Genomic DNA, 21,018 nt, shown 5'->3' with positions numbered 1-21,018 from the left:
GCATAGTAAATAATCATTATGTTATAAGTTAAACATAATGATTATTTATTCAAATCTTAGTTTTGCGACAGCCCCTTGTGAACCACAATACAGCATCATTTCCCTCAAAAAAAGCAATTATATTAATTAACGAAAACTTAGTACTTATCCCCCCTTTTAAGCAGACTAAAGACGCATTCAATTATCCTAAAAACAACTTTTATTTTTAATTTTTAAACAAGTATGATATGAACTTTAGACAACTACCATTAGTATTACTTATGACTAGTGGGGTACTTTTTAGTGCCTGTACTGAAGATTTTCTTCCAAAAGAAAGTCAACAACAAGAAGAACTGAATCACAGTTCTTCTGCTAGAACAACTTTACTTGAGGGTGAAGTTGTCCTTATTCAAACTCCAACTGAAGGAGATGAATTTATATTGGGGTCAACCTTTACGGTTGAAGGAATCACAGATGAAACCGTTGATTTAGTAGCCTGTAGGTTATGGATTGATGGTATTTTCTACGATTTAGACAAAGAGCCTCCTTACACATTTGATGTGTCGGGCTTGACCTTAGGCGAACATATTTTAATGATGAGAGCCAATGGTGCCGATGGTGAGAAATATGATAGTGAAGAAGTAACAGTCAACATTGTAGAGTACAATGCACCTGGTACTACAATCATTACTTCTGTTGCCAATGGTGATACTTTTGCTGAAGGAGAAGACATATTGATCTCTTCTACAAATGAAGACGAAGATGGCGTAAAAAATGTACGACTATGGATTGATGGACTATATTATGACATCAATAAAGAAGCTCCTTTTGATTTTTCAATCAATCACCTTGAAGAAGGAACACACAGCATCACTTTGAAAATGAAGGATGAAAAAGACCAATTGACTGTCAGTGAAACTGTCACCATTGATATTGTGAAAGCAAAAGCACTCACCAAAGAAATTGTATGGGATGATTTCAACCTTACAATTCTTCCTTATGTAAGAATGAGTGGTAATCAGGATATCATTTTCAATAACAGTACCATTGGAACTACCGAATTTTTAATTCTATCTGCGAGCCATGGAAACCCTCCTGCAGGAAGTTATGAAAAGGAATCACATGTTGAAGGTGGAAGTTGGACCAAAGTGGGCTATGGTGGTGATGATGATAAAAGTGCTGAGGTGTGGGTACGTCAAGTTACTTCAGACAATCAAAATAACCTTGGACAGATCGATACTAAAAACGCCTCCGCCTCATTATCCATCCTCACTTATGACGGACTGATAAATACCGGTACAACTCAAAATTTACAGTTTTTCAATACAAAAGCAAGTATTGATCATCAGGGAGAAATGGGGCCGTTCTTGGTTGTCATTGCTACTGACAACGGTAAAGAATCTACCAATTCAAACCTCAATTATGGTTATAAAGATAACGGTAACCTCAGTGATGATATGACCATGTTGTACCTCACTCATGAGGATCAGTTTTATGACAACTCTTTCTCCGTAAGAGGGGGTGCTGTAAGTATTCAATTGATTCCATAAAATAGTTTATGCTGGGAAGAGGTTACAGTAGACCTCTTCCTAGATTTATTTTTTTGTTATGCTTTCTCTTTTACACATTTTTAAGCGTTGTACTCACAAAAAATAATGACAAATTTATTATCATTTATTTTTGGCTTAGTACTTATTGCTAGCGAAGTACTTAAATTTGAACCCACATTAAATCATAGCATAATGAAAATAGAAAATTTTATAGATATAGATACAGAAAATTTAATTCGTCAAAATATAAAGGAGCATGGTTTTCATCTTGGAGTAATTGATGGAGATGAATATTTACCAGCTTTTGCTTTTAGTATCGGGTTATATAAAACATACAATCACCCTGAAATTATTATTTTTGGTTTACCACAAGAAATAATGCAGGTGGCATTGAATACTATCTGCGAAAAAGTACAAAAGAAAAATAGTTTTTCAACAGGTAAAAACTACGATGATATTCTCAGCAAATATCCAGTTCAATTTGTAGAAGTAGCTAAAGAAAACTATTTCAATTATTTGGATTATGTGAGTTATTTCTACGAAAATTCTTCCAATTTCCCCGTTCTTCAAATGGTTTGGACAGATCAGAAAGGTAAATTTCCATGGGATCAGAGTTTTGATAAAAACTGGAAATTCAATCAACCATTATTAGATAGAAATTCAGGTTTCAAATTCTTTGAAAAAAACGAACTAGCGGTTTACACTACTAAAAACACCTTGGAGGGCAATCCAATTTTATGGGTATACCACACTCATGACGGTGATTGGGAGTTTCATAGTGAAGAGTATCCTGATTTTGAAAATGTGAAAATAATCAAGCTTGGTAGGCTAGTCAAAGAAGATCAAAGTCTGAATGATGTTCATATTTTAAGCTACGGCCAAAGTGCCATCAGAAAAGACATTAACTCCCCTTGGGAATTTACCGATTATGAAGAAGAATAATCCATTAAAAAAGGCTCAAATCTTATCAATTTGAGCCTTTTTAATACGCCGAAAACTTAGTTTATACAATATGTTTCATTTACTAATAAGTACTCCCCATTTCTCTTAGAAACTCGTTGTATTGCATATCAAATTTCTCATCGTAGATAGATTCATACTCATCTTTAAACTTATTGAAAATATCTTTGGCTACGCTATGCATACCTTGTGAAGAAAGCAGTTGACATTTGATCAATGTGGCTTCTTCATGGATATGGTCATATTGTAAAATAGTGTCGCTTATCTTTAGTTTTTCCTGATTGGAAAGTTTCACTTCTGATGAAGTCAGATAACCGTATAAAGTTTCAATTAAATGATTGACAATTTCCGCTTTCATCTCTTCCATCCATTCATAATCCGTTCCTAAAAGCAGTTTACCTGTATCCAAAATTTCAAGAATGCTCATCAAGTTTTCTTTGGTCTGTGGACTTTCGAGAAGGTCTTTCAAATCAAAGAACGGAATGTGAACGTCATCACCGATTTCCAACTTCCAGAAATCTGCATCTTTCAGGAACTTGACTTCACCAATTGTTTTACAAAGTCTACGTAACTTTGTCAGGTTTACGCCTCGATTATTCCTCGCTTTACTCAGAGGCATATCGTACCAAAACAGGTTGATCATTTTATCGGCTGAAACTCCTCGCCCATTAATGTATTGTGAGATGGTAATTAATATAAAGAGTTGCTTGATTAGCGGTGTAAATTCATTGGAAATATCTTTACCTTCACTGTCAAAAATTCTAAAGCCACCAAAGAAATTGATGGTTGACTTTTTCACTTTCATCACTTTCACTACCTCTGGCTTTTTAACTTCAGCTGTAGGAACAACTTCTTCTACTTTTTCTTCCTCTTTCTTTGCTGTTGCCTGAGCAATTGTTGGTTTTGTTTCCTCTGCACTCACTACAGGTTCAATTTCATCAGACTGTTTTTTCGTTCTCTTCCAAACCACAATTCCCCCAATTACAAGAATTAATGCTACTGCAATAAGCAATAACTCCCATGGTGTTTCCTCTGATGAGTCAGCTGTAACTTCCTCGACTTCAGGAATATAAAAACCACCCATTAGATTTAAAGAATAAACCTTAAACTGTGACTCTTTTCCTACTTTTTCGATTAAGATCACATGAAGCTTTTTATACTTAGCATCAAACTGAAGATCTACCACTACTTTAGTATCATTAAACTGAAAAGGAATAACTTTTGGGAAAGCCTTCATTTTTCCAGATTTTAAATCATAACTTCTAAGTGTAAGTTCATTGACGAATTTATGATTGTCAAACGTCAATGCAAACAGTTCTTGATTTTGGGTATCCACTACAACTGACCTAGAAGAAACATAAGAATCAGATGGTGTCTCCCATGTCAATATTTTCTTTAATTCATTTGTTTTTTCATTGAAATCATAAAGGTCGTAGAAGTTTTGAGGGTTGATAATCTGTTGTCCGGTCACACTTCCATAACCACCAAAAAGATAAACATGTCCTTTCTCCGCCTTACCTACTCCTGTATAATATCTTGGAGTAATCACATCTCCATTTATTTCAATGGGTGTAAATACTTTTTTATTAAAATCATATTTGACAAACTTATTACTAAACTCATGATTTCCATATCCCCCAAAAATAAACATATTAGCACCGTTATCTGAAATCCACTGTGCATGATGCGTAGCCGTTTTACTAATTGGATAATCAATGTTCTCTTTTTGGGCTACTTTAGTGATGAGATCATAAGTGTATACAACATCTTTTTTAAGGTTATAAATGATGAGTTTATTTCCTTTTTTGATCATTCTGGTTCTGACATCAGGTTTCAAATCAAAGGGGAGGTCACCCAATCGCACCGTCTCTCCTGATTGAAAGTTTTTTCTGTAAAGAATATTGTCTTGTACATATAACAAAGCAGAATGTTCTTTCAAATAACAGTATAAGCCTCCTTGAATTTTTTCGGCTAATGTCAATTCCCAATTGGAGTGCGTAGCTTTGATCCAAATAGGATGAATTACTTTACCGTCAAAAGTTGGATCTGTTTTACAATGTGCTATGTTGCCTTCTTTTTCATCTAATGGCCATTCATATGTGTTGTTATCCGCCTTAACACGAAGATTTTTCAAAATCATTGGCGGTACATCATGTACTTTAAAATACGGATTGTAGTTGGCTCCAAAGTAAAATTTCAGTCCTTTAATAGGTGGAATTTTACCTTCAAATTTGTAGTCGTAGGTTCTATCGTTTAGGCTTAAAGCAATTACATTGTTTTTTAGATCTATTTTTAGCTTCAACTTCCTCCATTTGTTCATGGCATTTCTGCGATCTTCAAAGTTGAACTTAATGGGCGTCAATTGATGATCATAGATGATACTAAAATCATTAAAACGATCCGATCTGTAGTTATAAACAATATCCAAATTACGGTGATTGTCATCAATCATTCTTAGGATATATCCGAAGTAGTGCTTTGGAGAACGATTGAAATATACATCAACGGTCAATTCCAATTCATCATTTACATTCAGCTTTTTCCCATCCATCAACTTTAAACCTGTCCGTTGATCCATTTGAGTTTCGTGACTACCAAATTGTAAACCTATGGGCTGGGCAAGTGTAGATTGAAATGAGATTATAAAAAGCAATAGTAAAGAGAATAAAGATTTTCTCATAACTCGTGATCAGCTTAATAAGTAAAAAGGCAAAAATCATTTAATACAAAATCCTATTTTTGTTTTGTAACAACAAAAAGTTATCAGGGATCAACTATTTTTAACTTAATACTTTGATAAAAAAATAAGTAATAAATCGATTGGTCAGTATAATTTCCTTTCAACAAAAAAATAGTTCAGATTCAATTCCTTCATAAAATGTACTGACTCAATAACGGCTTCTTCAAATATAACCTAAATTTCATAATATTTGCTAACCTGCATTACCTTTCATGTAAGAAAAATAAAGGTAATGCAGATTTTATTATAATTATCTTTGCAATGCAGCTTTCGAATTCAAATACTTATTCAATAACTTTTGATCGATTTCCGATCCATCTTTGTATTGTACCCTCAAAGCAGCAAGATCCTCCTTCAATGTCTTAATCGTATCAGCATATTTCGGGTCGTCATATACGTTGTTCAATTCCATAGGATCATTTTTTCTATCATATAATTCCCACTCATCTACATCATAGTAGAAATGAATCAATTTGAATTCTTTTGTAATGATAGCATAATGACGTTTTACCATGTGGATTGATGGATACTCATAGTAATGATAATACACTGCATCTCTATCCCACGCAGCACCATTGTCTGTCAATAAAGGCATTAAACTCTCTCCTTGCATATCTGAAGGAGCTTGAATACCCGCTGCTTCTAAGAAAGTTTGTGCAAAATCTAGGTTCTGAACCATCTCCTCATTCGTGATTCCTGGCTTGATTTCATTGGGCCAACGCATTAAAAGTGGTGTTTTGAAAGACTCATTGTAAGCAAAACGCTTATCAAACCAGCCATGTTCTCCTAAATAGAAACCTTGATCTGAAGTATAAACCACCAATGTGTTATCCGCTAAACCTGATTCATCTAGGTAATCTAAAACTCTACCTACGTTCTCATCTACTGACTCAATTGTTCCTAAATAATCTTGCATATAACGTTGGTATCTCCACTTCATCAATGCTTCTCTGTCCATGCTTGCATAGTTTTTAGCAAACTCCTCATTGATAGGACCATAACTTGCGTCCCAAGCTTTCTTCTGCTCCTCCGTCATACGGCTTCTTTCTTTTTTGAAAGCATCATAATCCCAGTGCGAACCTTGTGGTATACCTAACGCTTCCATCGTTTCAGGATAAAGTTTTGAATCTCCTGCCCAGTTCATATGGTCCAAGATGTTCATTTCTGCAGTATGTGCCGCTGTTCCTCTACCTTTGTAATCATCGAATAACGTCTCTGGTTCTGGGAACGTTTTCTTTGTGTACTCCTTGTAATGTCTTTCTGCGGGCAACCACTCTCTGTGTGGTGCTTTGTGCAAATACATCAACATAAAAGGCTTGTCTTCTTTTCTCTCCTTCTTCAACCAATTTAAAGTCAAATCTGTAGTGATATCCGTCACATAACCAGGGTAAGTTACTTTTCCTTTCTCTTTTGTAATAAAAGTAGGATTGTAATAGTGACCTTGTCCTGGTAAAATCTGGAACTCATCAAAACCTTTAGGACTATTACCGAAGTGTAGTTTACCAAACATAGCCGTTTGATAACCTGCCTCTTGCATAATCTGAGGGAACGTTACGTTAGTAGTGTCAAATGGAAAGTAATTGTCTGTTTTTCCGTTAATATGAGAGTGCTTACCCGTCAAAATTACTGCTCTTGAAGGTGCACAAATTGAGTTAGTCACACAAGCATTGTCAAAACGCATACCTTCGTTTGCAATACGATCAATATTCGGCGTTTTAATCAATTTATCTGAATACGCACTGATAGCTTGGTAGGCATGATCATCAGACATAATGAAAAGAATGTTTGGTCGTTTCTTTTCGGCTTGATCTTGTTGCTGTGCTACTTGGTTGGCACAACTGAAACCAATATAGGTGAAAAGTAATAAAAAGATATGTTGGTACTTCATACTATAAAAATCGTTTGTAATTTAATTGAAATTAGTTTCTCAGCATCCTCCCACTATTCATGCAGGAGGACGTTGGAAAATTACATAAAAATATTTTCAATAACAGGCTCATCGGTCATTGTAACTTCCAATGTTTTGCCTTCCATGATATCACTATGCTCAATAAATGGTTTCTTCAAATCAACACCATCCAAAGTGATCTTCTTGATATATTTATTTTCAATGCTATTGTTGATGGTTTTTACCGTAAATGTTTTACCATTTTCCAATTGAATGCTGACATCATCAAAGATCGGACGGCCGATTGCATAGGTCGTTTCACTTGGGCAAACCGGATAGAAACCAATACTACTCAAAATATACCAAGCTGACATTTGACCACAATCTTCATTACCGATAATTCCTTCTGGAGTCGCTGAGTAATGATTTTGAAGCAAGTAATCTGCCATGTATTGTGTTTTGTGAGGAACATTGATGTAGTTGTACATATAAGCAATGTGGTGGCTTGGTTCGTTACCGTGAGCATATTGTCCTACCATACCTGTGATATCTGCACTTGCATGTTCTCCGGCCAACTGTGAGCTTGTTGTAAATAAAGAGTCTAATTTTTCTTCAAAAGGAGTAGCACCACCCATCAAATTTTTCAATCCATCGATATCATGTGGTACAAACCATGACCATTGGTAAGCATTTCCCTCTGTATAATCGTCTTTTCTATGCTGACTGAATTTAGGATCGAAAGGTTCTCTCCACCCTCCAGTACTTAATTTTCCTCTCATAAAACCTGTTTCAGTATCAAAATACTTCGTGTATCTTTTAGAACGCTCCATGTACTCCTCATGAATATCCATCTTTCCTAATTCCTTTGCCATCACTGCAATACAGTAGTCGTTGTAAGCATACTCTAAAGCTTTAGAAACAGATTCGTTTTCTTTGTCAGCAGGGATAAAACCTAATGTTTGATTATAGTATTTCCCCATCGGCATCATCTTTTCTTTTACCACTGGGTCATAGTGAACAAACTCCTTATTTTCATCATACTTACTCGCCTCCAGCATCGCTTGGAAAGCTTTTTCAACATCAAAATCTCTCGCCCCTTTCATATACGCATCTACAATGACAGGTATAGAATGATAACCAATCATGGTTCCGGTATAATTTCCCATTAGCTCCCATTTCGGAAGTAATCCTCCTTCATCATATTTCTTCAACAAAGAACGAATATAACCTTCATTTTGTGTAGGTTGTATGATCGTCATCAACGGGTGAAATGCTCTGAAAGTATCCCACAAAGAGAAAACAGTATAGGCTGTATTTTGTTCGTCTTTCTCAATTTTCTGATCGATGGTTCTGTATCTTCCATCCACGTCTGAAAAAGTCATAGGGGCAATGAAGGCATGGTACATAGAAGAATAGAAAATTTTCATATGCTCCTCATCCTTACCGTTTGCATCAATCAATGCTATTTTATCAGACCACTGTCCTTCTGCCTCCGTTTTCACTTGGTTGAAATCCCAGTGATCTACCTCTTTCTCTAAGTTGTTTTTAGCACCAATAATATCTACACTACTAATTCCTACTTTTACTTTCACTTGCTCCGCCTCTTCCGTTTCAAACTGCAAAACCACCTTGCCTTGTTTTCCTGAGTAATGCTTTCCTTCTACCGCTTTTTGATCACCATAAATCGTATGTTTGAATGGTTTATTGAATTTAGCATAGAAAAAAACATGTTGCTTTCTCGCCCATCCTTTCGAACCTTTCACCCCAACAATCTCCGTATCACTCAATACTTCAATGGTATTTTCAAGAATCTTATTATTGGCAATTCCTGTTGTAAGGTCTAAAATCATCCCTGCCTGATCTGTCTCAGGGTAAGTATATTGATGAAAACCTACTCTTGTAGAAGCTGTTAATTCAGCCTTGATATTATAGTCTTTCAGGTTTACTGAATAATACCCTGGAGTGGCGGTCTCACTATTATGATCAAAACGAGAGCGGTATCCCTCATCTGGGTTTTCTGAAGAGCCATAACCTGTCTTTGGTTCACCAGTAAAAGGCATAATCAACACATCGCCCAAATCCCCAATACCCGTTCCTGAAAGGTGTGTATGTGAAAAACCTATGATCGATGAATCTGAATGATGATAGCCTCCACAAGCATCCCATCCGATAAAACGTGTATCTGGACTCAATTGCACCATACCATTAGGTGTAGTCGCTCCAGGAAACGTATGACCATGATAACCTGTCCCTACAAACGGATCTACATATGAGAGTTTATCCGAAAGCTCTTGTTGCTTATCTCCTGTATCGTACTTTTTACAGCCAATGAGGAGCATGGCAATTACTAAATAATTTGTAAATTTCATTATCGAATCTGTGTATTGGAAGCAGGCCTGTCGTCACTTTGCAGACCTGCTCGCTTAAAAAAATTTCTAATTGACTTTAGTTTGCTGTTTTAGAATATCTAAAGTAGACGTTCCATAACTTTCTGCTGGCTCTAGCTGTGTATCATCCTCCCAGTCATTGAAAGAGTTGACGATTATCAATCTTGATGGACCAATGTTCTTTTTGGCTACATTCAACACATCTTTAAACCTTTGGTCATCCCTTACATGCCTGTAAGAAGTACTTTCTGGCTTTGCAATCAGAGGGTTGAAAGCAGGAGCTACAGTTGGTACCCATTCCACACCGCCAACACTGTTCATATAATACTCTTTGCTGTAATCCCAGTGTAAATCAAGGTACTGAGGAAAAGAAGAATATCGATCGTAATAGTTGTCATTGAACATGGTAGTGAAAGAAACAGCATCTAAAGCATTTTCATAAAACATCTCAAAACGTGCCGGTGGTACCCATCCGTTTCCTTGCTCACCTAGTAAATAGAGTTCGTAACCTTCAGCACTCATAGCTTCTCTGATCTGACGGTACACTTCCTGTAAGTCATTACAGTGAAAATTGTGTGCTCCAATAATACTTACAAGATATTTTTCATCGATTTTCTGATAATTAGGGTCTTCAAAGAAAGGAATCATTCCTTTGAAAATAGTGATCAGATCTTCCACTCTTCCTTGATCTTCTAACGTATTGTCAGCTTCCAAATCAAAAGGACCAATGTTTAAACGAAGTGAGAATTTCATGGTTCCTTCTGCATTATTCGCTTGAAAAGCCTCAATCATAGATACATCTTGGGAGTTGCCTGCTTCTCTGAAACTAAACATGAAAAAATCTACACCACCTGCAGCCGCCCATTCGACATGCTGCTTCATCGCTTCTGCATTTCCAATTTCATATTCTCCAGCCAAAGGCACTTCTTCTTGATTATAACCCCATTTATTGGCTAGGTATAAAGCCCCTACCAAATAATCTTGCGTCACTGGAATTTCCTGTATTTCAGCACTTATCGGATGTTCTTCTATTGTTTCATTCTCAGGTTCACATGATAAGGCAAAGAAAGCCATCAGGCAAATCATCGTTATCTTTAATCTATTTTTCATCTCATTAGATCTTTTAGAATTCATCAATAATTTTAAAATCAACTCCTGCAGCTTCGTACTCTTCAAGGGTAGTGCCATAGTAGTATTTCACTACATCCTGATTCATGATCGGCTGTAAACTTCCCCAATCTTTATAGCTTTTCGGCACCGACATCTTTAATCTTGTATTTAAGAAATCTGAACCGTCCAAATACGCTACACCTTGATTGTACCCGTTGGTATTTAATCTTGCTTCTTTAAAAGGATAGATAATACGTTCTGGCATATTAGTGGCTTGCCCCACTCCGTTTTGATCAGAGTTGAAATGTGGTGGAATATCAAATATATCTCTTGTTCTTCTGATAAGACACCAACCATCAAACCCTTGGAAAAAGCCTGCAATCCATCGTTGAACAATCACTTGCTGAATTGGTCCATGTGAAATTTGGGCTTTTACGATGCTTCTGTAATCTCTTACGCCTTCAGAAGTTGTTCCCCATTTCACACCGTCATTTTCTAAATAAGCATTTACTTTTTCAGTGATATCATGTTGTGCAAAAGAGGCTCTGATTCCTTCGTTGTAATAAGATTCCGCTGATCCAGCTCCACCCCAGTGTAATAGTTTTGCTTCTGCTTTTAAGAAGCAAGCTTCAGCATACCCTATGATTGTTGCTTCATAATCTTGGGCGTAATAACGTTCTGCAATATCAGAGTAGCTATCATCCCCTAAACCACTGTAAGGGTTTTGTTGGTCGGTCAATCCCCAATTATCATGAGGAGTAGTTGACTTTGGCTTACTTACATATGGAGCAGCATATTCAATCACTACTTTACCGTTATCTTTATTGGTTAAAGTATCTCTGATGATATAATCCAATTTTGGCTTTTCAGCATATACTTCTATTCTTGGGTCTTTCAAATCTCTAAGTTGCGTATGAAAAACGTGTCCGAAACGTTGTAACTGACTGCTACTATTTTGATGTCTGAACTCACGGTAAAAGTAGTTCCAGTTTTCCTCCAACGTACCCCATGCAGCAGTCACGGCTTCAGATTCACTACCAATGATATCCGCTTCTCTTTCCATTGCCAAACGACCGTAATCTGTAATGTTAGTTCCCATATTTTGATAACGGATGGCTAATTTCAAAGACAAAGTATTGGCAAATTTTTTCCATTTTTCTTTATCTCCTTGAAAGATAGGTTCATCCATGGTGTCTACTGCTGTATCCATCGCTACATAAGTATCCGAAAGGGTTTTAAGAATATCTTCCAATACTTGTTCTTCACTATCAAAACCGATTGTCAAACGCTGTTGCCATGCTTCAGAGTAAGGCATTGGTCCCCAAGTTCCTAAAATCACTGAAGATAAATAACACTTCCATATTTTAGCCATTCCAACCTGATTAGTGTATTTTTCATTGTCCTCATACAGATCTATGATGGACTGTAAATCCATGATCAAGTTGGTATAGAAATCTTCCCACCATCCTGACCCCAGCGGATCTGAAAACCAATACGTATTGTAAGGCCCCCCTCCAGCTGAGGTATAATGAGAATACTGCAAATACATTTTGTTGGCAGGATCACCTTTTACCAAGTCCAATGATTTTTTAACCACACCTGGAAATAAGACATTAGGTGTTGCTGTTTCAAACTCGTGAGGATTTACATTCAGTTCCTCAAAATCCTGCGTACAACCCAATGCCCCCCATAGAATTGCACTTGTAATAATGATATTGATATATTTCTTTAACATGCTCTTCTAATTAAAATGATACTCTAAAATCAAAACCTAATGATGATGTAGGCGGTAATGAACCATTTTCAATACCCTGCCCGTTGCCTGAATAAGAAGTGGCTTCAGGATCTAAACCATGCGGTGTATTTTGATAGATAATCCATAAGTTTCTACCTACTACAGAGATCTTTGCAGTTTGAAGACCTATTTTCCTAATCAACTTTCTAGGAATGTTATAGCCAATGGCTACTTGTCTTAATTTGACATAAGAGGCATCATAAGTATTAAATTCTTTCGCACTAGAAGTTCCTGTTTGGAAGAAGTTTTGAGGTGATACGTAATTTGTATTTTTACCTACTACTTCCCATTCTCCCGTTTCAGAGTTTTGAACTGCCTCATAAGCATCTAACAAAATGCCTTTGTTTCTATCACTATCGCCGTACTCGTTGCCATATAATCCGTCTCCATTTCTTTCACTGGCATTTTCTCCCAATACAATACTACTAAACCAGTAGTCATCTCTTCCTTCCACTGTATTTGCAGTATTTCCCCACGTTTCAGCTTTCGACCTAGATACACTATAAAGGTCACCACCCATTTTTATATCAATCAAGAAGCTAATATCAAAATTCTTAATACTGAAAGAGTTGTTGACAGAGGCTAACCAATCGGGTTGTGCGTTACCTAAAACCTGATTTGGATTGGCAATTGGAATACCATCTGAGCTCACCAATTTTCTACCTTCATCATCCGTCAACCATTTTTCACCTCTAATCACTCCAAATGGTTGGCCTACTTCAGCACTAATTGCAACTGTAGAATAACCTCGGTATTCTATTCTATCTAGTTCTGCACCCGTCAGTGGATCACTGAACAATGAGTTGACCATCGAATTATTTTTCGACCAGTTCATAAGCATATTCCATTGAAAATTGTTGGATTGAACTGGGGTAACTCCTAGTGTAAGTTCTATTCCTCGGTTTTGAATTTCTCCTGCATTGATCATTTTTGTTTGATAACCTGCTCCGCTTGGCAAGTCAATTCGAATGATCTGATCGTAAGTTCTATTATCATAATAAGTGGCATCCAAGCTGATTCTATTCTGGAAGAATTTCAATTCTGCTCCTACTTCCCATGAATTCGTCGTTTCAGGTTTTAAGTCCGGATTTCTCAACATCGATTGATTCGAGACCCAAGCATAACCATTATAATTTCCACCATAACTGAAAGTATTATTCAACTCATTAAACCCTGTATCGTTACCCACTTGAGCAATTGATCCTCTAATTTTACCAAAAGACAATGCACCATCTGACATCCCCGGTAGGTTAGTGAATACAAAGGAAGTACCCACGCTAGGGTAGAAGTAAGAATTGTTTTTGGCAGGCAAGGCTGAACTCCAATCATTTCTTGCCGAAAGGTCTAAATAAAGAATGTTATTATACCCCACTGAAGCCGTCGCGAAAACAGAATTAATACGCTTGTTGTCTACTCCTTGTGTCACAATTGGAAGTGTGGCGGCATTGGATGCACTCGCTACTTCTGGAACGATTAAACTATTGATCACCGTTTCATCAAAATTGATGCTTTTATCAAATCTACTGGCACCTGCTGTAGCGAATATATCAAACTTTCCTGCTGTCTTTTTATAATTGACAAACCCTTCGTAGTTCCATACTTGGGTATTTCTATTGAACATCGAATACCTTCCATCAGGATCTAAAGCAGAACCCATATTGCTAAATGAATAGCCATTTCTCATCCTGATATCACCACCCACTCTCACTCTTACATCAAGGTCTTTACTGATTTTAGATTTTAAGGTCATCATTGGAATAAAACGTTCCTGCGTGTCCTCGTTTTTATTTTCATTGAGTGACCAGTACGGGTTGAAGAAATCTTCCACCTGTCCCACTTCTGTTCCGTCTTCATTTTTCCATGGCGAAAGCTCTTCCAACTTCACATTTCTGTGCATGTAAATAAAGGAGTTGTAAGGATTCTTATCACTACCATTCTTTTGCATACGGTTAGTCGTTTGCTCAGACATGTACGTCACCTTCACATCTGCCTCCAAGAATTTCTTAAATTGACGAGTGGTTCTCACGTTGAAAGTATTTCTAACTTGTAGGTTAGAACCTTCCAAAATATCAGTCGCATCCATATTCGTATAAGAGATATAAAGCGATCCTTTTTCTCCTTTCTTTTGCAATACCAAACTGTTGGTGATATTTCTACCTCTTGTAAAAAAGTCTTTGATATTGTTTGGCTGAGCATCATACGTTCCCACTTCTCCATTATAACTCAACACCTCTTGTCCGACCATCGGTGCACCCCAAGACCTTCTGAAGTTATATAAATCAGGTAAGCCCGTCACTGGATCAAAGTGGTTTTGAGAAGATCCTACTCTTGTATTACTCCCTGCTCCATATACATTTTGAAAGTCGGGGAATTGCGTAATTTCTCTGATCTGATAATTCAAACCATAAGAAACACCCCATCGATCTCCTTTAGAAGAACTCTTTTTTGTTGTGATCATGATCACGCCATTTGCGGCTCTTGAACCATAAAGTGCAGCGGCATTTGCTCCTTTTAAAACCTGTACGTCTGCGATGTCTTCAGGATTAATAAAACTGATGCCTCCACCATAATCCAAGTTTTCAGACTCACCCGAAAGTGACACACCTGTATCACCACCTTCACTGTCAATTGGCACACCGTCCACTACGTATAAAGGTTGGTTGTCTTTGGTCAAAGAAGTTGCACCACGAATCACCACTCGGCTTGTACCTGTAGGTGAATCTGCTCCAGTGATCTGCACACCTGCCACTCTACCTGCTAAGCCTGTAATAAAATCCGCTTGCTTTACTTCAGTGAGTGACTCTCCTTCTACGCCTTGAGTAGCATAGCTCAAACTTTCCTTTTCACGGCTGATGCCTAATGCTGTCACCACCACTTCTTTTAAGTGCTCTACTTCTGTTTCAAGTGCAACATCAAGCGTTACCTGATTGGCAACGATCACTTCTTTCGAAATCATACCGATATATGAGAATACCAATACATCTCCTTCATCAACATTGATGGAGTATCTTCCGTCCATATCCGTAATAGTACCAAAAGTGGTTCCTTTTACCCGAACGTTTACACCCGGAAGTGTTATATCATCATCTATAGACAATACCTTTCCGGATATTTTTCTTTGTTCTCCCTGAGCCATTACAATAGTGGAAGAACATATTGCAATAAGTAGTAAATAAAGTAACTTTCGTTTCATTCTTCTCTACGCTAGTTCGTTAATATTCATTTCATCAGTCTGCTGTCTAATAAGATTTCCGAGAAAAAAATTATTATCATTTTCTGATATTCAAGTTTAGGAGGCAGTCATTAATTTTTTCTGATTAATGCATTAATTGTGGCTTAATTGCCGTTTTTGAGCGTCAAATAAACGTTTTGCTAATAAAAAAAGATCTTAATGAATCAGATTCTGAAAAATTGAAATGTTCAAAAAAAATAAATAGTCTTCTCCATTTCCCTTTGAATTAAGCCCTATTAAGAGCGTATTAATTAATTTTTAGGCCGTGCCCGTAAGTTTGTGACATAAGTACTAAGCGATTATTGTTCACAAACTATGAGGAAATGAATATGACAAATCAGATATTAAAAATATTACTTCTAATTACATTAATCAAACCAATTGCAAGTTTTGGTGGTGACGGTGAAAGAAAAAACAAGAAAACGAATCTTTTGTTCATCATTACTGACCAACAACGGTTTGATGCCATTGGTAAAGCCAAGGTATTTCCCTTCTTAAAAACACCAGCTCTTGATAAGCTCGCCAATGAAGGGGCTTATTTTACCAATGCCTATACGCCTTGTGCTGTATGTGCCCCCGCAAGAACCAGCATCCTAACGGGACAAACAGTAGAAAATCATGGTGTTCGTAAAAATGAATATGCTTATAACAACCCAAATGAAGGTACTTACTGCCCTATCCCTTCGTTTGATCAGATATTAGTAGAAAATGGGTATTACAGTGAATATTTGGGGAAATACCATTCTCCCATTCACCTTTCTGATGCTTACTCTGAGTTTTCGTATACTACAAATAAACATAATGTATACACTACAAAAAACAAGAGAGGGTATCAACTCAAAATGAATGAGTATAAAAAGTCAAAGGCATATCAACCACTAGAAGGTGATCTAGTAGATCGATATTTTAGAAACTACTATACGCCTGACCCTATTGATATGAGGTATCAAAAAGGGGAAGATTATCGCAGAACACATTATAAGGATAAAAATAAAACGCTAAAATTGGCTCAGCCTGATGGTCATGGTCAACTTCATCTTCCTGAAGAACTCAGTATTAGTAGTTATCAAACTTCTACTTTACGTGATGCATTGAAGAGAGCTTCAAAACAAGACAAACCTTTTAGCCTTACTTTAGCTTACTTCTTTATTCACGCTCCCATGCTTCCAACTGAACCTTGGTACAGTATGTATGATCCGGAAGACATGCCCACTCCTGCAAGCATTTTTGATGAAATCAAAAACGTTCCTTATAAAAATGCAAACAACAGACTTTCACTCCCAGAATACAGAGATCCTGAAAAGGTAAAATATATGATGTCCAACTACTTTGGTCTTGTATCTGAGATTGATCATTACTTAGGGCAAATCATGAAAGACCTTAAGAAATATGGTATGGATAAAAATACGCTTGTGATTTTCACAAGTGACCATGGCGAAATGTTAGGAGCACATGGTATGAGAGAAAAAAATGTTTTCTACGAAGAATCTGCTCGTGTTCCATTAATAATGTGGTACCCTGGAAAAATAAAACCAACGAAGGTAAGCAGTCCTGTTTCTCTACTTGACTTGAATGCAACTATTTTAGATTACCTCAGTGTAGAAGGTGTGGAAAATAATAGTGTGTCATTGAAACCTGTAGTGGAGGGAGTAGAAAACAGAAAGTATACAGTAACTGAATGGGATTACCACGGCCCTCGTCAACCTAATTATATGGTCGTTAGTAATGATGGATGGAAATTAATCACGTCTTACGCTGAAGGACACCCCGAACTAGATGTTCTATTTAATCTAAACGATGATCCTACAGAAATCACGAATCTGATTGGTGAAAACCCTAATGCTATGGAGTATAAAGGAAAAGTCGAAGAGTTAAAAGGATACCTTATTGAGTGGTTGACTAAAAATAATTCCAAAAGAACTTCCCTTATCAAGAATAGAAATATTCTTCCTGAAGTAAAATTATAAGACCTATGAGGTAAGAAACATCAAAAGGATAATGCTTACCTCAAACCTTTTCCTCATTTACGAATTGACAACACTATGTGGCGCGAATTAATTTTTCTTTTAAGCTTTAGCTTAGGACTTTCAACTTACATCACTGCTCAAGAGCAAAAACCAAATGTTATCTTATTTTTTGCCGATGACTTCGGTTATGGTTCCACCAATGTATATGGTGCTCCAAAATCATTGGTACAAACTCCTAATATTAATCAACTCGCCAAAGAAGGCATTCACTTTACCAATGCTTTTACTACAGGATCAGTATGTTCTCCTACAAGATATGGTTTACTTACTGGTGAATATTCATGGCGAACTAGAATGAAAAAAGGGGTAGTTAGCCCTTCAGATCCATCTCTGATTGATGCTAACAAAAAGACATTACCTGATTATTTAAAATCGCTTGGATATACTACAGCAGTAGTAGGGAAATGGCATTTGGGTTATAAAAAAGAAAAATTTAAAAACCTTCTAGGTAAAATTGAAATGGGGCCTAATGCACATGGTTTTGATTATAGCTTCACTGTTCCTAACAACCTTGATGATGTGCATAAGATTTATATTGAAAATGATCAAATTTATGGTTTGAAGTCAGATAAAATATCTCCTTATGGTAGGTCATTTTACGGAAAGCAATATGCCGGTTATGATGCTCCTCAAAGAGTGACAGAACAAGTAATGAACGACCTCACAAAAAAGTCCATTGATTGGCTAGAAACAGTAGACAAGGACCAACCTTTCTTCTTGTACTTTTCTTCGGTAGCAGTTCATCATCCTATTACTCCTAGTCCAGAAATGAGAGGAAAAAGCAATGCAGGTGCGTACGGTGATTTCATTCAAGACATTGACCGCTGTCTTGGTTTACTGATTGATTACTTAGAAGAGAATGGATTAAGAGAAAATACCATCATTCTCTTTACAAGTGATAACGGAGGTGATATCCCAAAGAAAAAGCAAGTAATGCCAGAAAACTTTGCCATGAACAAAGGGCTAAAAATCAATGGCGATTACCGAGGTGACAAACATACCATCTGGGATGGCGGATTCCGTGTTCCTATGATCATCAACCACCCCAACAAAATCAAGAAAAACACTTCATCTGATGCCATTGTCAGTACCGTAGATGTTTACGCTTTTTTATCTGATTACATCAGTAAAGGCGAAAATAAAACACCTTCTAACGCAATTGATAGCTCAAGTTTTATGGATGTGATCAATAATAAGAAAAGTTCTTATGAAAGACCTCCTTTAATTCACAGAGATGCTAGAGGGAGAAAGGCTATCCGAACAGCTGAATGGAAATACATCGAGGCTAAAAACCCTGATTCAAAAAATAATGAAGACCACGCACAGCTTTATCGTATTGATAAAGATTTTGCAGAGGAGAAAAATGTGATTGGTGAATTTGGTAAGAAGGCGGAGGAATTGAGGGGGATGATCAATGAAATGGTCAAATAATAACAACCAAGACTACTCCTTATTGATACAGACCTGCTTTTCTAGCATCAAAAAGCAGGTCTGTCTTTCAAAAAATTAGGTCAAGATGGGGTGCTATAGAAGGAAAGAATTAATAGGTTATAAAAAATAAAAATTCACTTAAATCATTAAACTTCATCACAAGATCATAGAGGTTTGTTATTCTAATAAGAATTAAAAACCTTTTCGAAATATGATAATATAAAGTGTAGTATTTTCCTCTAAATGAATAGAATATTAACCAAAACAGGTCTTAATTAGAAGATTTTGCTGTTGTGCTGTTCTTACTCCTCCCATCCAATCGTAATGGCAACATGCCATAATAAGACGTAGATCAAAGATGTCTCCACAACAAACACATGGGGTATCGTAATGGCAACTTGTCATAATAAGAAGTCCTCCCGATTTTCGTTTACAACGCCCTGAATACATATCGTAATGGCAACATGCCATAATTAGAATATTTGCTCTTTGAAATAATCCATTGACCAAATTTCAATCGTAATGGCAACATGCCATAATTAGAATGATCAGTTGTTAATCCAGAGAGGACCGAGTGAACGCATCGTAATGGCAACATGCCATAATTAGAATAAAGATTCCCTCTCTAGTAAACAATCTACTCACGCAATCGTAATGGCAACATGCCATAATTAGAATGATATTCAGCATACTGACAAAGAAAAACACTTTGCAATCGTAATGGCAACATGCCATAATTAGAATGCTGCTACATTAGGTCCTATTGCTGGACCAATACTATCGTAATGGCAACATGCCATAATTAGAATAAAAAGCCCAACTGTTCTAAACCGGCAACAGTAGCATCGTAATGGCAACATGCCATAATTAGAATAGGAATTAGCATCTTTAGTGTAATAAGTAAGGTTATCATCGTAATGGCAACATGCCATAATTAGAATCTTTGATTTGCTGTAATTGCACATGAACATTCTCCATCGTAATGGCAACATGCCATAATTAGAATTCACCTCTCACATACTCAAACTCCTCAAAATCTAACATCGTAATGGCAACATGCCATAATTAGAATCAGTATTAAGCAATCACATTGTAAAGCATGAAATCAATCGTAATGGCAACATGCCATAATTAGAATCAATTAGCGACCACGCAAAGAAAAGGTTAAAACAAATCGTAATGGCAACATGCCATAATTAGAATTATGTTACCTATTTCGGGGCAAGTAGATCAACTATCATCGTAATGGCAACATGCCATAATTAGAATCAAAGCGAAATAATTGCTGAAGAGGCGTTGATTCAAAATCGTAATGGCAACATGCCATAATTAGAATATAAAAATCAGCAGACATTTCTTCCATTTTATCCAAATCGTAATGGCAACATGCCATAATTAGAATTATGCTGAATATCGTTATATTCCTTCGGTAGCATTATCGTAATGGCAACATGCCATAATTAGAATGTATTACACTGTATCATTTTTAGAATACACCTCTGTATCGTAATGGCAACATGCCATAATTAGAATCCGGCTGACTATTCAACAAAAGCTTTATTCGACGAAATCGTAATGGCAACATGCCATAATTAGAATAGAGCAAAGATCTACTCAAAACCTGTTAATGATAAAATCGTAATGGCAACATGCCATAATTAGAATTACGATTCACCCAAGGTAAAGGAAGAGAAAAATCTTGATCGTAATGGCAACATGCCATAATTAGAATGACGAGTTGACTGTAATAGACTTTAAGTGTACAAAATCGTAATGGCAACATGCCATAATTAGAATAGCAGTATCTCCATATGAAGCAACTAGCCACTGATTTATCGTAATGGCAACATGCCATAATTAGAATATGAAAAGTATAAGGATTACAGATATAGAGGTGAAATCGTAATGGCAACATGCCA

10 protein-coding genes and 1 CRISPR repeat array (1 of these 11 running past the window's edge) are annotated in these 21,018 nt (G+C 36.6%); of the genes, 4 read left to right on the top strand and 6 right to left on the bottom strand.

The genetic code is table 11. The annotated features are described in order from the left end of the window. Nucleotides 1-227: 227 nt before the first annotated feature. Nucleotides 228-1,529: an Ig-like domain-containing protein gene (locus tag IC221_RS26960; protein ID WP_188171921.1), complete on the top strand. Its 1,302-nt coding sequence runs from the start codon at nt 228-230 to the stop codon at nt 1,527-1,529. Between the two features lie 192 nt (nt 1,530-1,721). Continuing rightward, nucleotides 1,722-2,471 carry a DUF4262 domain-containing protein gene (locus IC221_RS26955; RefSeq protein WP_188171920.1) on the top strand — a complete coding sequence of 250 codons (750 nt, stop codon included), beginning with the start codon at nt 1,722-1,724 and terminating at the stop codon, nt 2,469-2,471. Nucleotides 2,472-2,553: 82 nt separating this feature from the next. Here the strand turns inward: IC221_RS26955 and IC221_RS26950 are convergent, their stop codons facing one another. The 6 genes from IC221_RS26950 to IC221_RS26925 all read right to left on the bottom strand — a co-directional run bounded on the left by IC221_RS26950 (nt 2,554) and on the right by IC221_RS26925 (nt 15,602). Further along, on the bottom strand, nt 2,554-5,169 hold the full coding sequence (locus IC221_RS26950; protein ID WP_188171919.1) for a kelch repeat-containing protein: 2,616 nt from the start codon (nt 5,167-5,169) through the stop codon (nt 2,554-2,556). A 310-nt stretch (nt 5,170-5,479) separates the two neighbouring features. Next, nucleotides 5,480-7,117, bottom strand: a complete 1,638-nt coding sequence (locus tag IC221_RS26945; protein WP_188171918.1) for a sulfatase — start codon at nt 7,115-7,117, stop codon at nt 5,480-5,482. 80 nt (nt 7,118-7,197) lie between these two features. Beyond that, nucleotides 7,198-9,486, bottom strand: coding sequence for a GH92 family glycosyl hydrolase (locus IC221_RS26940; RefSeq protein ID WP_188171917.1), 2,289 nt, complete (start codon nt 9,484-9,486; stop codon nt 7,198-7,200). A gap of 66 nt (nt 9,487-9,552) precedes the next feature. Further along, nucleotides 9,553-10,614, bottom strand: coding sequence for a glycoside hydrolase family 99-like domain-containing protein (locus IC221_RS26935; RefSeq protein ID WP_188171916.1), 1,062 nt, complete (start codon nt 10,612-10,614; stop codon nt 9,553-9,555). A 13-nt stretch (nt 10,615-10,627) separates the two neighbouring features. After that, a complete protein-coding gene (locus IC221_RS26930; RefSeq protein WP_188171915.1) occupies nt 10,628-12,349 on the bottom strand; it encodes a SusD/RagB family nutrient-binding outer membrane lipoprotein in 1,722 nt (573 codons plus the stop codon). Nucleotides 12,350-12,359: 10 nt separating this feature from the next. Beyond that, a complete protein-coding gene (locus IC221_RS26925; protein ID WP_188171914.1) occupies nt 12,360-15,602 on the bottom strand; it encodes a SusC/RagA family TonB-linked outer membrane protein in 3,243 nt (1,080 codons plus the stop codon). A gap of 368 nt (nt 15,603-15,970) precedes the next feature. Between IC221_RS26925 and IC221_RS26920 the strand changes: the two genes are divergently transcribed. Beyond that, on the top strand, nt 15,971-17,608 hold the full coding sequence (locus IC221_RS26920; RefSeq protein WP_188171913.1) for a sulfatase-like hydrolase/transferase: 1,638 nt from the start codon (nt 15,971-15,973) through the stop codon (nt 17,606-17,608). A gap of 75 nt (nt 17,609-17,683) precedes the next feature. Beyond that, nucleotides 17,684-19,099: an arylsulfatase gene (locus tag IC221_RS26915; RefSeq protein WP_188171912.1), complete on the top strand. Its 1,416-nt coding sequence runs from the start codon at nt 17,684-17,686 to the stop codon at nt 19,097-19,099. Nucleotides 19,100-19,417: 318 nt separating this feature from the next. After that, nucleotides 19,418-21,018: a CRISPR direct-repeat array (repeat unit 30 nt; unit sequence ATCGTAATGGCAACATGCCATAATTAGAAT) (it continues 672 nt past the right edge of the window).

Source organism: Flammeovirga sp. EKP202 (genome assembly GCF_014534745.1).
Classification (GTDB): Bacteria; Bacteroidota; Bacteroidia; order Cytophagales; family Flammeovirgaceae; genus Flammeovirga.
This window is presented reverse-complemented; position numbering and strand designations above follow the sequence as displayed.